The sequence below is a fragment of the Flammeovirga agarivorans genome, from assembly GCF_012641475.1.
In the GTDB taxonomy this organism is placed as follows: domain Bacteria; phylum Bacteroidota; class Bacteroidia; order Cytophagales; family Flammeovirgaceae; genus Flammeovirga; species Flammeovirga agarivorans.
Genome location: NZ_JABAIL010000002.1, coordinates 871138 through 885869 on the forward strand (window position 1 = coordinate 871138; position 14732 = coordinate 885869).

Consider the following 14732-nt stretch of genomic DNA (forward strand, 5'->3'; position numbering starts at 1 on the left):
TTCATTAGTTTTCTAAAGTATGTTCGAAATACACTCTATCAGTTGTTGTTATTTGTTCAATTTGACTACGCAGTTATTTCGAAATTCGCTTGTATAACAAGTCATTTTTCAAATTTGTGACAGACTTTTCGAAAAAAATAAAAATTAGATATTATTAAAAAATGAATAACCTTTCATTCATGTATTGGAAAAATGCAATAAATATTTATTACAAAATGCATTATAGAAGTGAGTATTCATTCATACCTTTATTTTAACATTAGTAGGGTAATAATTAAAAAATGTGAAAATAATTTCAATTTGTCACATTTTAGAAAAATGTCCTGATAATATGGAATAGCACAATCCTTGGGAAATATGTATAGCAAAATAGATTTCAGTGCCACTTTAGTTTTAATAGACCTCTTTTTCAACAGCATAAAATGTTAATAGGTACAGTAACTACATACTTATAATATCATGAATTGGTCTAACTTTTACTTGTCTTATACTCTTCTTAAATGAATAGATTCAGAACATATAAAATGAGGTTATTTTTATGTATTTAATGCATGAAAAAAATTCAAGAAATAAAAAAAGCCAACCGAGATCTTCTCAGTTGGCTTGAGTTTATAAATACATTTTCTTCTTAAGCGTATTGATCAACGTATCCTTGTAAACCGATTTTTGTTCCATTGCCTGAAGCATGGAAAGTCCATTCGTTTCCTCTTTTTACTAATCGACCAAACTCCATATCCGTTACACCTTTGAAGTTTTTACTTTCAAGTTTATATTTTAAGATTTCTCTTTGTGTATCGATATCAACGATTCTTATGTAAGCGTTTTCCAACATTCCGAAGTGTTGATGTAAAATTTCTGCATTATGAATTGATACTACAAAAATCAACTCAGTCACTTCTTCTGAAATACTTGATAGGTTGGCCAATATCATTTCATCATCACCATCTCCTTTACCTGTACGGTTATCACCAGTATGTTCTACACTACCGTCGGGTGATTTCAAATTATTGAAAAAGATAAAAAACTCATCTGCAGGCAGCTTACCATCTGGTCCTACCATAAAAACAGATGCATCTAAGTCTATCGTCTTAATAAGATGCATGTCCCAACCAAGACCCACCATTATTTTGTCTAAAGAGGTATTCTCCTTGGTCAGGTTAAATTGTGACCCTTTTTTTAGATTGATAGCCATAATACTAATGTGAAATAAGATGTTTGTTGATGTAATTATTAATGTAATTGCAAAACCATTCTACCATACCAGTTATTTAATAGAATTTGGTCGCTTAGCTTTTCAGTAATTGATTTAAAATGTCAAACGAAATTAAATAATTTTTATTCCAACTCAATAATTTTCCATTATCTACAATTAGATAACTTGGAATCTTAATTTATTAACATCGTATAATTATAACTTTTCATTCTGGGAAATTGTTTTTCAACCCAAAATGAGAGTAAACCTATTTAATAGTTTCTTTGAATATGCTGAATTGTCTCATTGATATCCAAAGCTGCAATAGGTTGTCCGATCGCTTCAAACTTCCAATTTTGACCTATTTTATACAACCTCCCCATTAACATAGAGACACGTCCTGCATATTCTTTCGTGGAAGATAGATCGAAGTGAGCTATCTGATCTTCTCTTGAATAAATTCTCACTTGTGAAAATGGAATATCTGCAAAATCCTGTTTTTGATAAGAATTCAAGTATAAAAATACTTGGCTGACATTCTTGTTTATTCTATCCAATTCTAATTGAATTGTTTCATTATCGTAACCATCATCTCCTCCGATATCACCATCTAAGTCATCTCCAGAATGGATAATTGCACCATCTGTAGATCTTAGTTTATTGTAATATACTGTGTAAACTTCCTTCATGTTATGATCAAATGCTGTAACACTAGCATCAAGATCTACAGGTAAGTTTGTATTCAATAAACCAAAAAGTGTTTTCTTTTCAATTGCTCCCCAGTTTACTCCAACTCTTAAGTAGTCAATGGCGTTCCCTTCATCTTTAATAAGAGAAATGCTACTACCTTTTTTAAGAGAAATGCCAGTTTTTTTTGTGAGTGTAACGCTCATTATTGATGTATTATAAGTAAGTAAAAAAAATTAAATCGTTAAACCCTGTAACAAGAGTTTATAATTAGTTTTTCCGCAATGAATTGGACCTATTTTTTAAAGAACGAATCGATCTTGGATTGTTGGTCCGAAGATTTGTTCTTAAAAAAAGAGTCTATTTTGTTTTCTATATCATTTGACTTGCTTTCTCCTTCTTGATGGAAGAAGTCTGCAATACGTTTATTCAGTTTAATATGTTTTATATCTTCTTTTTCACTCTCTGTATTAAAGAAGTTTTGAAGCTTTTTCTTTAACTCTACTTCACCCTCCATTGGAGTCATGTGCTCCTTGTTAGCTGTACCTTTTTCGAAGAAATCTGAAATTTTAGATTCATTCTTTTCTTCTTGTGGCGAATTTTCTAATGCCAAGTCAATTTCCAAGGACGTCAGGTCATGGTTATAATCCATAAGTTCGATATCCTGTACAGCACCCATAAAGTCATCTAAATCAAAACTATCATCTGTTTTATTTCTTAATAGAAGAACCTGAAAATCGATCTTTTCAATCTGTAGCTTCAAAATGAGAACTTGCCTTTCTACATCAGTAATCTCATGTTGTAACTGATCACTTAACTGATCATAACTTTCCTTTTCTTTATTAAGTCTAGCAATATTATCCTGTATCAAAAGTGCTGAAGACCGATCATTATTTGATAACCTTGATTTTAATTCAAAAGTCTCTTTAGTTATCTGTTTTTGAATAACAGGGACTTTATCAAGAATTAATTTGTGGTTGTATTTTATCTCCTTTAACTGCTTGTCTTTTTTAAACTTTTGCTGTTTCAGTTGATAAACCAATTCCTCTAGTACTTTTTTATCCTCTAGTTTATGATTGGTTAAAATACTCCTAATCGACTTCCACATTTTTTATTGATACATTTTATAGCTAATGATTAGTTTGACTTTATAAACTCATTTTTCATTTAGTGTTTATATACTTCATGATTAATTAATGTTTAAGAATAAAAGACGTTGATTTAATAATAATGTTTCAATTTCTTCCATTTTTATAAACAAAATAGTGATCAACTAATTAATAATGAAAAGGTTAAGAAAAATATAATCACTATTTGTAATGCTATTTCCAACCACATACGAAGAGATCATTGAACGAATTGAGCGATTTTCTCCTGTAAAATACGGAGCGACAAGAAATTATATCGACGGGAATGTTTCTTATTTATCTCCATACATTTCCAGAGGAGTGATCTCTACAAAATACGTCTTTGAGTTAATGATGAAAAAAGGGTACGACTTTTATCACATCGAAAAGTTTATCCAAGAGTTAGCATGGAGAGACTATTGGCAATTGATCTGGATAGAGAAAAATGATCAAATTAATAAAGACCTAAAAAGAGCCCAGGAAAATGTTGCTCACTATGGAATTCCAAAAAATATTGTTACTCCAAATAGTGGAATCCATGCACTTGACAAAGGAGTAGAAGAGTTATATAACACTGGGTACATGCACAACCACATGCGCATGTATATTGCAATGGTTACCTGTAATATAAGCCAGTCTCACTGGTGGTTACCAGCAAAATGGATGTACTACCATTTATTAGATGGAGATTGGGCAAGTAATGCTTTAAGTTGGCAATGGGTTGCTGGTGCCAATGCTAATAAAAAGTATTTTGCAAACCAATCCAATATTAATAAGTATACACATTCCGATCAGTTAAACACTTATTTAGACACTACTTATGATCATTTGAATGAGATTGAAATACCTCAGTCACTAAAGGAAAGTCAGTCACTCGAATTACATACTGAATTACCAGACAGTGATGAAATAATAATAGACCAAAGCCTTCCTACTTTAATATACAATAGCTACCAACTGGATCCTAAATGGAACAATCATATTTCTGCCAATAGGATCCTACTTCTTGAACCTTCTCATTTTAACGAGTACCCTATAAGCAACAAAGTCATGGACTTTATTTTGAATCTTAGCAAGAACATACAAGGGATTCAAATATTCGTAGGTGAGTTTAGAGAATTAAAACCTTTGCTTGGTGAAAGTACTGTTTATTATAAAGAACACCCACTAGCGAATTTATATGAAGGAGTTGAAGAACAAAGAGAGTGGATATCTTCGGTAAAAGGTTATCACACATCTTTCTTTAAATTCTGGAAAAAAGTAAGAAAAGAAATGCAAGTATTGGTTTAATCTTTCAAACATGAAAAAACAACATTTACCTTCTAAAGTTTGCAAAGTTTGTGGCCGCCCTTTCTCATGGAGAAAAAAATGGAAAAGCATTTGGGAAGAGGTGCAATACTGTAGCAAAAGATGTAGGTCAAATAGATCGAAAATCAAAATTGAGATTTAAAAAATTGTATATAAAAATCAATTTATTGAATGATTCTAAAGTTGAAGATTTTGAGGCGTATTTTCCTTAAAATATCACTTATATTTGCAGACACTCATCAAATCATTAATTCTTAAGTATGTCTACGAGAACCTGTCCAAGATGTAAGGGTAGAATCCCAGATTCAGAATTTTTATCACATTTAGTTAGATGTGATGGAAGTGGTGGATCTGTAGTAACCTCTGAAGTTGAAGAATCTGTTGCTAGAGAAAAGAAAAACAAGGAGACAAAGAAAAGAGCTACATCTGCTAGAAGAAAAGCTGCTCCGAAGAAAGTGATTACTGCTGATATGGAAAAGCTTATGAAGAAATTCAGAATGTCTCCAGAAGATGCGGAAACATTTCTACAACAAAATCCTAACTACTTTAACAAGGGAGAATAGTCATTGTACAAAAAGAAAGGATAGCATTAAGCTATCCTTTTTTTATTTTTTATATCGGTACATTAAATGATTGCTTTATTTCGCTCATCACAAATGTACTGTGTGCACTACCAATATTTTTTATCTCTCCTAATTTATTCAAGACAAAATCCTGATAGGCCTTCATATCTTGTACTATTACTTTTAATAGAAAATCGAAATCTCCGGAAATGTTGTAACACTCCACTACTTCATCCAAGGAAGTAATTTCATTGACAAATTGATGTCCAATGTTTTTTGTATGCTCTTTTAAAGTCACATTACAAAATACGATCAATCCTTTATCCAGCTTTTCTTTATCTAATACAGCAACATATTTCTGAATAAATCCGCCCTTCTCTAGTTTTTTGATTCTTTCATATACAGGTGTCGTAGATAAATGTACTCGTCTTGCGATTTCTTTGTTAGTAATGTTAGCATCAGATTGGAGTAATCTCAGGATTTTTAAGTCCATCTGGTCTAGTTCGTTCATAGTTATTTTTTCTTTTATGGGTGGTTATTTTGAGCAAATTAAGATTAATTTTCCCTTCGTCCCCGCCAAATAAGTTTTGATTTCTGAATGTTATATGAGATAACAGTTTTAAAGTTTTGCAAATATAACTTTGCTCTCAGTTTAAAACTAATTATACTATGAAAATCACAACATTAGGTTACCCTAGAATCGGTAAAAAAAGAGAGCTTAAGAAAGCAAATGAGCAATTTTGGGCTGGGAAAATTAATGAACAGGAACTTCAAACCGTCGCTTCTGAATTAAAAGCAGAACATTGGAACATTCAAAAGGAAAACCTTGTGGAGCAACCTACCTCCAACGACTTTTCTTTCTATGATCAAGTTCTAGACCTGATCGTTGACTTTAACTGTATTCCCAAGCGTTTTCAGCCTATTCATCACCTTAGTCCATTACAAAAGTATTTTGCCTTAGCAAGGGGATACCAGGATAACGAATTGAATATCAACGCTATGTCAATGACCAAATGGTTTGATACCAATTATCATTATATCGTACCAGAATTCTATAAGAAAACACATTTCAAACTCTCAGAAAGCCCCAAAGCAGTTCAAGAATATACCGAAGCTAAAGCCATAGGAATAGATACTAAGGTGACTCTTATTGGACCATTAAGTTTTCTATTATTAGGGAAAGAAAAAGAGCAAGGATTCCATAGACTTGAACTCATCCACCAACTGAAAGAAGAGTACATCAAACTTTTAAATAAATTATGTGACTTAGGTGCTACTGAAGTTCAGTTTCATGAACCAATTTTAGCAAAAGATTATAATGAGGAAATCAATTTTGCCTTAAAAACGGTCTATAATGAGTTCAAAAAAAGAGCTTCAAAAATCAATGTGTGCGTTGTTAATTTTTTCGATTGCTATGGCGATTACCTACCAACTATTCTTCAATTACCACTTAGCTCACTTCATTTAGATTTAACTCGTTGTGGAGAACAATTAAAAGATGTCTTATCATCACAATACTTAAATAATAGTTTAACGCTGTCGTTAGGAGTTGTTGATGGAAGAAATATCTGGAAGAATGATTTTAAGAAATCCCTTCAGTTTATTTCCTCTGCAATAGATGTAGTTGGTAAGGAAAGAATTGAAATCAGTACATCTTGCTCGTTATTACATGTTCCTTATGATTTGGAACTAGAAGAATCATCTACCAAAATAAATCAATCTATCATTCCTTGGTTAAGCTTTGCAAAACAAAAGTTACAAGAACTGAAAGAGCTACAAGAAATTGTTGAAAGTGGAAGTATTTACACCCACCCATTATTTATTAAAAATCAAGAAATCATTCAATCTAGAAAGGATTCTGATCAGGTGCATCATCAAGAAGTAAAAAATAGAGTGGACACCTTGATAGACACTGATGCACTTCGATCGAGTCCTTTTAAAGAAAGAAAAGAAATACAGAAAAATATACTGCAGTTACCACTACTACCTACTACTACAATAGGATCATTTCCTCAAACTAAAGAGGTGAGACAGCAACGTAACCTTTTTATCAAAGGTAAAATCACAAAAAATGAATACGACACTTTCTTAAAAGAGCAAATTAAAGAAGCTATTCTATTTCAAGAACAGATTGACATGGATGTATTAGTTCATGGTGAATTTGAAAGGAATGACATGGTAGAGTACTTCGGAGAACAACTAGAAGGAGTTACTTTTAGCAGCTTTGGATGGGTGCAAAGTTATGGTTCGAGGTGTGTAAAACCTCCAATCATCTTTGGTGATGTTTCTAGAAAAAAGCCAATGACAGTCGAGTGGACTTCCTACGCCCAATCTCTTACTAATAAGCCAGTAAAAGGAATGTTGACTGGACCCATTACAATCTTACAATGGTCGTTTGTAAGAGATGATCAACCTAGAAAAACAACATGTGAACAAATCAGCTTAGCGATTAGAGATGAAGTTCTTGACCTTGAAGCGGCAGGAATTAAAGTCATTCAGATTGATGAACCTGCTTTAAGAGAAGGGTTACCACTCAGAAAAGATGCATGGGAAGAATACCTAACTTGGGCAGTAAATGCCTTTAGAATTTCTAGTTGTGGAGTAAACGATGCGACACAAATTCACACACACATGTGCTACTCTCAGTTTAATGATATCATTCAGCATATCGCTAATTTGGATGCTGATGTAATTACGATAGAATGTTCGAGGGCTCAGATGAAATTGCTTGATGCTTTTTCTGATTTCAGGTACCCGAATGAAATTGGGCCTGGAGTGTATGATATTCACTCGCCTAATGTTCCTTCAAAATATGATATTATTGATTTCATCAATAAAGCAAAAAGGCGAATTCCTGTTGATCAACTTTGGGTTAACCCAGATTGTGGACTAAAAACAAGAGGCTGGAAAGAAACAAAAGCAGCATTGGAAGTGATGGTTGAAGCCACACAAAAAGCAAGAGAATTATTTGAAATCGCAGTATAAACAAAATCGGACATGATGTATTTTCATGTCCGATTTTTTATTATAAAACCTTCGATTCTTGAATGGTATCAATCCAAATCTGATATCCTTCTGGTCGCATATGCAACATATCTTCTTCAAAAAGGTCAGGTCTACTTTTTCTTTCTGCATCAAGCATTGGATGGTAGATATCTATATAAGTTACATTTTCATGTTCTACAATCTTCTCCTTCACCAAATCATTTGATTTTTCAATTTCACCTTGAATATGGTCTTTACTTGGACTCGGCTTTATTGATAAATACATGATTGGTAACTCATTACCATATCTACTTCTTATTTTAGAATATAAATCATTGTAATAAGACAGTATATCCTCTGCTTGTTTTCCTCCGCCCAGATCATTATCGCCTGCATAGATAAAGATCTTTTTGGGTGTTTTTATTTGCTCAAATAACTCCTCAAAATAATAGGCACAAGCTTCTAAGGTAGAACCACCAAATCCCATATTTAGGATTTGATCGCATTGTAGGTCTTCTCTAACTTTAGACCATAATCGGAAAGACGAACTTCCATAAAAAACTATGGGTTGTTCTATCTTAGGTTGTTTGTCAATGTTTTCTGCCAATTCCGGCAATCCTTCTTCTTTATAAAACTGAAATTCTTCTGCTGTCATGCCTATTGTTTTTCTGCTAATTCTATAGCTTCTTCTACGTATGTTCTATATTCTTTAGAATACCTTTCTAAAAAAGATCTTAATTCCTCTTTAAAAGGTTTCTCTTTATCTATTACTTCTGAAAGTCTAAAAGGTTTTTTAATAACGACTCCCAATTTAGTTTTACTGATTCTCTTATCAAAAAAGGCAATAGCAACTGGAACAATTAAAGGATCTATTTGTGATTTTTCAGCGATCATAAATGCTCCAGGCTTAAAATCTACAGGAGATTGCTGCGTTTCTCTACTTGTACCTTCAGGACTTAAAATCAAATTCATTCCTGATCTCAACTTGTCCCCTGCCTCTTTAAAGAACTCGTTACGTACTTGTCTTCGTTCTTCGGCAGTTTGTTGAGTAGGATCAGAATCTTGTGTTTTTACTCCAAGGTGACCTAATTTATTATAATAATCCTGGTGTCCATACTCCGGCCCTTTTCCTATTCTCACTACTCTCAATCCTGAGTCTTTATAAAACTTATACAGTAGCATAGAAATAAAATGACTATCCAGAGTAATCTGAAAACTATTGGGAAGAGTATAATATGGATGATTGAGTAAGTGATTATAAATAAAAATATTGCCTGATGATTTCGGAATATTCTCTAGTCCATCAATCTTAATATCTACATATGATACGGCTCTTTCAAAAAGTTGTGAACATTGATTTCTCAACTCAGCCGACGAAATGTCTTTGGGAGCTGTAATCACATGATCTGTCATTCTTCTTAATCCCTCAAGAAATAAGAATTCTCTTCTGAGAGGCATTGTGATCTTTCGAAATAGATTCGCTAAATTCTTTTCAATATTCTCTCCTTCTTCTGCTAATCTATCTATTAAATCAAAAGCATCTCCCTGAGTTACTTTCTCAGCTAAAAGAATAGGTAATTTATATAAATCCGAACAAACTGAGATCTGGGCTCCTGCTTGTTCGATCATCGTCTGTATCGTTAATAATTCTCTGTCAAAAGTCTGTGTAATTACCTGTGCCCTAATCGCTTTTAATGCACTACCCAACAACCACAGTAAGCGGTACATAAAGACCATTCCTAATGTCGGAAACTCTTTATACAATACTAATAAGTCAATTCTATTGATCTCCAATACTTCAACAGGCTCCAATACGATCAACTCCATATTATTAGGAATAGGATCATAACTGGCACCACTCCATAGGATCACTTGACCTCTTTCTTGTAAGATATCTGAAGTAAACGATTCTCCTTTTTGGGTTACATAATTAAGCGCAACCTTACCACTCTTTAAGACCATAAACTTATCTGAAAACTGCCCCTTGCAAAGCAATTTACTACCTGCTTGGTAATGTATTGTTTTACTTACTTCAGCCAATTTGGTAAGGTGCCAATCGGCAAACGGATTGAAAAATGCACTTTGACGGAAAAAATCCATAGTACTTTCATGAGGTCCTTTGTCCTGAAAAGAAGTATAGGACATGGCATTTTGATAATCAGATGCATTTAAAGGTACTGCACCCGACATCCATGCTTCTCTGGCATCGCTCAACAAGCTCGTACTTAGCATTAAACTACTTGACAAAACATGCATCCCAATCTCAGGGTGTTGATCAAATAATGCTCTTAGTTCTTTATTATCCCACTGGATTACTTTCGTCTCTCCAGATGCTATTGCTGTTGTCGCAAAACGATAAGGTTCTCTAAATCCTGACCAACCAATCGGAGTCCATTTTTCTTTGCTCTTCCCTACTTCCAATGCCCCTCTTTGGTCACCGACATTTAAATGATAAGTTACAGCACCACTAAAGAGCACTGAAAATTTTTCAGCAGTCGCAAATTGTAAGGTAATGACCTCTCCATTTTGGTAGCTTTTTAGCTCAGCCAATTGGGCTAGAAGTCCTAAATCTTTTTGAGTTAATCTGTCAGCAAACGGTAAATTATGTAAAGTCTTGGTCAGTGTCATTTGCAGTATAAATAGTTGATTAGTTGTTTTTAGAAACTTTAAGTTATTCACTTCACTTCATATAAACAAAAGGACAAAATACACTTAACCTTACCTTTAGACTAGTTTTCTGAAAAATGGTTTTCTAAAAGTTGAATCATTTCTCTTAAACATTCTTCTGTATTTTTTGACTTCACCTGCCATTTCTGAATCACTTCTTTCTCATGGATCAAATGAAGTTTTACTGTAATGGTATTCTTTACCACCTTGTACTTTCCTCTTAATTTATAAGTAGAAGTACCTTGGGCTCCTTTTCTAAATTTGAAATTCAACGATTTCAACTCGCTTTCTATATTTAATCGCTGAATAAGTGCTTTACTTAACTCTAATTGGTCTGCCCATGTTCCTCCATCTTCCAAATCTATATCTGAGATCAGGTACTTTTGTGATGATAAAGAAATGTTATCTCTATCCTCCTCGTCCAGTTCGCCGATATAAAAACTGCCAGCTCCTAAAGGCATTCTATATTCTGGTTGTTGCTCTCCTTGCATTTCTGAAGCGAGTTCTGGTACAGTTTCTACAGCATAGGTAAACAGCTCCTGAACATCGATAAACCTTCCATTTTTTAAGTCTCCACTTTTCAGATAATCTAATAATGAATAGGTTAAAAGACCATGTTCCAGAAAGCTGGATTCATAACTTACTTTATCAGAAGAAGCACCAGATAACATAAACATACCTGTTCTTGATCTCACTCTTTCTAATGCTCTTTTTTTCATCCCTTCTTCGTTATCATTTCTCGAAGTAATCAACTCCGTAGAAAAAGAGCCCGCATGACAAGCATCAATCACAAAAACCTGTTTAGAAATAGGTATATCTTGTATCCATTGCATCAATTCTGTTCCATTGATGGTATAGTTTTCTTTTACACTTGGATCCGTTAGATCACTGTTGATCATGTCTTTCGTTAGAAAGTGAAAGTCATCTTTTCCATTATGATTCTTCTGTACCGCTCCATGTCCTGCCAAAAACACAAATAAAATATCCGAGGCTGATGCTTCTTCCGATATTTTCTTAAATGCATTTTTAATATTTTCTTTAGTCGGCTGTAAAGAATCACTGTCCGTTGTAAGTAATAAAATGTTGGTGTTTTTAACTCCAAACAACTTCTCACTACCCAGTTCCAATGAAGTAGCTATTGCTGAGGCATCATCGGCCGCATATTTAAGGTCCATTAATCTGCCTCTATAATCAGAAACACCCACCATTACACCATACATTGTTGGTTCTCTTTCTTCCAACCCTGTATCATCTTTATGATTTAAGGTTAACCCTCTTCCTGATAACGTTCCTTGAGAATTGGTCGCGATTACTTTTATCTTGTTTTCTTTGCCCTTGATAAAATGCTTCGCAATATCTTCTGATTTAACTTTATAGTACAATTCATCATTTAGAAACGCTTTCTGAGCAGATTTTTCTAAATCATGAATCACCTCTTTATTATTGACATATAAGCTAATAGTACCAACTCCACCTCCTCTATCAATGACTTCAATCCAAAAGTAGTTTTCCAATTCTTGAATTGTTGTTTTAGGAAACAGATCTACACTTTTCAAAGGAGGTACTTTTCTAAGTGATTTTCCTTCTAAAAGCTGAATAGCCAAACCAGGTTCCCAATACTTTTCTCTTAGTTGTTCAAAATCGATAGTTTCCTCTCCATATACATAATAGATATTATCCATATTGAGATCGCCTACATCAAACAATCCTGATTTATGCTCTAATACCCAATCACCAGATTCTGTTACGGCTACTTTTCCTAACTGTTCATCCAATTGTGTCTGCCAGATTTCAAAAGTCATATTTCTTCTGATTGCAAATAATGACGGTTGATCATCATAGGGTAAAAGTTCTATTATAGGCGTCGAATTTTGATCGAACTTATTCAATATTTCCTCTAACTGATTATCCCATAAGGTAATTGTACCTGATAGATCACTAATCACCCAACCATTATTATAAGGGTAGTTCTTAATAATATTAGCCCCTTCATTGTACTCTTTCTGTTTTTTCAGTTGCCAGTTATCGATATCGTATAGAAATAGATTATGCTTACCCGAAACCAATAAACTAGAGGCATTACTTGAAAAACTAAGATCGTACAATGATATATCTCGAATTTTAGTCTCGAAAATAACTTTATGGGCATCAATATCATAAACAATCAAAGTCCTATCACTACAGATCGAGGCTAATAATTTACCATCTCTAGAATTAACTACTTTAATTACTTCTCTTTGGTGTCCATATACTTTCTCTAGAATTTCCTTTGCAGAATTCCATAAATACACATCCCCTGATTCATCTGCAAAAACTATTTCTTCTCGCGTAGGTATTTCTGCTATTGAAGTCGGTACTGAGTTTATTTTCACACTATCTACTAGGTTTCCTTTACGGTCCCAGCGTTTAATTAAACTATCTGTACCACAGGTGAAATACGCATCATTTTCTACTGAAAATGTCAACGCTACTCCCGTTCCTCTATGTGCTTTTTTTACAATAGATACTGTTCTTTTTTTAGGAATCCACAAATGGATATTTCCGTTAGAAGTCAGAAACGTCAGTGCTCCATTTAAACCATTTAGAAAGCCATCAACAGGGTATCCTTTCATAGGTTTCCAACGAATATCTTCTACTGATTTCCCTTGTTTTTCAAGAGACCAGACTGAAAAAGAGCCATCGCTATGGGTAAATGCTGCATGCCGAGCATCTTGGGTAAATTTCATTGAAAGAAAATCATCTCGCACTCCTGCAGGCGTCGGATTGATAACACCATCTTTTACTTCATAAAAGTATATTTTGTTACTTTTCGTTTTTACACATAGAATTTTGAAATAAGACGTATACACTAAATCGACGATAGGCAACCCATCTGGCGACGCCAATTCTGAACGGATAGAATCGCTGTTGATATCCCAAATTTTAATCGTTTTATCCCATGATCCTGTAACAATTAATGAATCCTCTTCAATAAAATCGATGGCAGATACCCAGTCTGTATGTAACTGCTTTCTAATATTTTCTTTATCAAAACCTCTCCAAGTCAATATACTACCGTTCATATAACCAGCAGTTAACCATTTTACATGAGGGTTATATTTGATTGCAGAAAAATTCCCAAAATCTGACTTTACTGCCTGACCATCCGGTGCATCACCCTGATTATTCCAATCAAATCGATAGATCGCGCCACCGTTAGTGATAAAGAGTAAATACTCCTGCACAAACTCCATTTTAAAAACATCGTCATGCAGATTATCATAATTAAAGACCATTTCACCGGTACTTAAGTCCCACACCTTTATAGAATGGTCCTTTCCGGCCGTAGCCATATAGTTTGCATCTTCTGAAAAGCATAAAGTAGCTACCCCATAAGTATGAGGGTAAAATGTGTCCAATAATCTCTTTTCATTGATGTTCCATATTTTCAAAGCGCCACCTTCTCCTACTGTTGCTAATAACCTAGCATCATTTGATAAAGCCATATCAACGACCTCACCCACATGCCCTTGTGACAATGTAAGATGAAGTTTACGCTGTGCTGTAGCAAGTTGGGAGATTGAAAACAATAAAACGATATATAGAAAAAATGTTTTTCTCACTGCAAGTTTGTCCTTTGAATACCGAAGATTTTGTATATTGATGTAATACCCATCACCTACATATGAAGAAACTATTGTATACGATTCCTTTATCTCTGTTCTTAATCTGTTTGGATGCTTGTAGCTTTTCTTCTAAAGAACCTGCTCCATTTGTAGATGACCACATCTTAATTGAATTATATGATCAATTTGGCGAAAATTTATTAAAAGAGGTAAAGAATAATCATATTTCACATCTATCTATTTTCAGAATTAAGGAGAATAAGGAGAAACAGTATATTCAATATGACATTGTCTCTAGTGATTCATTAAAAAGCAAAGTTCCTTATAAAGGAATATTCACATCAGAAATCAACGATCCTACGGAAACGTATTACATACAGTATGAAGATATTATAGACACGATCTCAGTAAAGAAAAATACATTAGAAGACCAAACAGAACTTATCAATATTCTATTTTACAACCGAAAGAAAATTGAAAGTTCACCCCTTCATCCACAGCGGAATCACTTTATTGTGATAAAATAATTTGAATAAATATGCTTTCAAGCCTATTCATCTTAATTAGAAGTTTCTATTTTTGACAATAGAAACATCAA

At 33.6% G+C, this 14732-nt stretch carries 12 protein-coding genes; 5 read left to right on the forward strand and 7 right to left on the reverse strand.

Annotated features, from left to right (window positions below):
• Positions 1-628: 628 nt before the first annotated feature.
• The 3 genes from HGP29_RS08250 to HGP29_RS08260 all read right to left on the reverse strand — a co-directional run bounded on the left by HGP29_RS08250 (position 629) and on the right by HGP29_RS08260 (position 2987).
• Positions 629-1192, reverse strand: coding sequence for a TerD family protein (locus HGP29_RS08250; protein WP_168881892.1), 564 nt, complete (start codon positions 1190-1192; stop codon positions 629-631).
• Positions 1193-1464: 272 nt separating this feature from the next.
• Positions 1465-2085 carry a TerD family protein gene (locus tag HGP29_RS08255; protein ID WP_168881893.1) on the reverse strand — a complete coding sequence of 207 codons (621 nt, stop codon included), beginning with the start codon at positions 2083-2085 and terminating at the stop codon, positions 1465-1467.
• Positions 2086-2174: 89 nt separating this feature from the next.
• Complete coding sequence (locus HGP29_RS08260) at positions 2175-2987, reverse strand: hypothetical protein (protein ID WP_168881894.1); 813 nt, start codon at positions 2985-2987, stop codon at positions 2175-2177.
• 211 nt (positions 2988-3198) lie between these two features.
• Here HGP29_RS08260 and HGP29_RS08265 point away from each other — a divergent pair, with 211 nt between their 5' ends.
• From HGP29_RS08265 to HGP29_RS08275, 3 genes are all read left to right on the forward strand, one after another.
• Complete coding sequence (locus tag HGP29_RS08265; RefSeq protein ID WP_168881895.1) at positions 3199-4296, forward strand: FAD-binding domain-containing protein; 1098 nt, start codon at positions 3199-3201, stop codon at positions 4294-4296.
• 10 nt (positions 4297-4306) lie between these two features.
• Positions 4307-4456, forward strand: coding sequence for a DUF2256 domain-containing protein (locus tag HGP29_RS08270; RefSeq protein WP_168881896.1), 150 nt, complete (start codon positions 4307-4309; stop codon positions 4454-4456).
• A gap of 118 nt (positions 4457-4574) precedes the next feature.
• Positions 4575-4877 (forward strand): hypothetical protein, encoded by a 303-nt coding sequence (locus tag HGP29_RS08275; protein WP_168881897.1) that lies wholly within the window; start codon positions 4575-4577, stop codon positions 4875-4877.
• Positions 4878-4926: 49 nt separating this feature from the next.
• Here the strand turns inward: HGP29_RS08275 and HGP29_RS08280 are convergent, their stop codons facing one another.
• Positions 4927-5388 carry an Lrp/AsnC family transcriptional regulator gene (locus HGP29_RS08280; protein WP_168881898.1) on the reverse strand — a complete coding sequence of 154 codons (462 nt, stop codon included), beginning with the start codon at positions 5386-5388 and terminating at the stop codon, positions 4927-4929.
• A gap of 158 nt (positions 5389-5546) precedes the next feature.
• On the opposite strand from HGP29_RS08280, the gene metE reads away from it, so the two are divergent.
• A complete protein-coding gene (gene metE / locus HGP29_RS08285; protein ID WP_168881899.1) occupies positions 5547-7862 on the forward strand; it encodes a 5-methyltetrahydropteroyltriglutamate--homocysteine S-methyltransferase in 2316 nt (771 codons plus the stop codon).
• A 40-nt stretch (positions 7863-7902) separates the two neighbouring features.
• Here the strand turns inward: metE and HGP29_RS08290 are convergent, their stop codons facing one another.
• From HGP29_RS08290 to HGP29_RS08300, 3 genes are all read right to left on the reverse strand, one after another.
• On the reverse strand, positions 7903-8517 hold the full coding sequence (locus HGP29_RS08290; protein ID WP_168881900.1) for a GDSL-type esterase/lipase family protein: 615 nt from the start codon (positions 8515-8517) through the stop codon (positions 7903-7905).
• A gap of 2 nt (positions 8518-8519) precedes the next feature.
• A complete protein-coding gene (locus HGP29_RS08295) occupies positions 8520-10490 on the reverse strand; it encodes a 1-acyl-sn-glycerol-3-phosphate acyltransferase (protein ID WP_168881901.1) in 1971 nt (656 codons plus the stop codon).
• 101 nt (positions 10491-10591) lie between these two features.
• The gene (locus HGP29_RS08300) at positions 10592-14131 is read right to left on the reverse strand and encodes a caspase family protein (protein WP_168881902.1); all 3540 of its coding nucleotides are present in this window, start codon (positions 14129-14131) and stop codon (positions 10592-10594) included.
• Between the two features lie 62 nt (positions 14132-14193).
• Here HGP29_RS08300 and HGP29_RS08305 point away from each other — a divergent pair, with 62 nt between their 5' ends.
• Complete coding sequence (locus HGP29_RS08305) at positions 14194-14661, forward strand: hypothetical protein (RefSeq protein ID WP_168881903.1); 468 nt, start codon at positions 14194-14196, stop codon at positions 14659-14661.
• Positions 14662-14732 lie beyond the last annotated feature (71 nt).

Coding starts and splice junctions, on each gene's coding strand:
- HGP29_RS08250 (WP_168881892.1), bottom strand. CDS start 1,192: ATGGCTATCAATCTAAAAAAAGGGTCACAATTTAACCTGACCAAGGAG.
- HGP29_RS08255 (WP_168881893.1), bottom strand. CDS start 2,085: ATGAGCGTTACACTCACAAAAAAAACTGGCATTTCTCTTAAAAAAGGT.
- HGP29_RS08260 (WP_168881894.1), bottom strand. CDS start 2,987: ATGTGGAAGTCGATTAGGAGTATTTTAACCAATCATAAACTAGAGGAT.
- HGP29_RS08265 (WP_168881895.1), top strand. CDS start 3,199: ATGCTATTTCCAACCACATACGAAGAGATCATTGAACGAATTGAGCGA.
- HGP29_RS08270 (WP_168881896.1), top strand. CDS start 4,307: ATGAAAAAACAACATTTACCTTCTAAAGTTTGCAAAGTTTGTGGCCGC.
- HGP29_RS08275 (WP_168881897.1), top strand. CDS start 4,575: ATGTCTACGAGAACCTGTCCAAGATGTAAGGGTAGAATCCCAGATTCA.
- HGP29_RS08280 (WP_168881898.1), bottom strand. CDS start 5,388: ATGAACGAACTAGACCAGATGGACTTAAAAATCCTGAGATTACTCCAA.
- metE (WP_168881899.1), top strand. CDS start 5,547: ATGAAAATCACAACATTAGGTTACCCTAGAATCGGTAAAAAAAGAGAG.
- HGP29_RS08290 (WP_168881900.1), bottom strand. CDS start 8,517: ATGACAGCAGAAGAATTTCAGTTTTATAAAGAAGAAGGATTGCCGGAA.
- HGP29_RS08295 (WP_168881901.1), bottom strand. CDS start 10,490: ATGACACTGACCAAGACTTTACATAATTTACCGTTTGCTGACAGATTA.
- HGP29_RS08305 (WP_168881903.1), top strand. CDS start 14,194: ATGAAGAAACTATTGTATACGATTCCTTTATCTCTGTTCTTAATCTGT.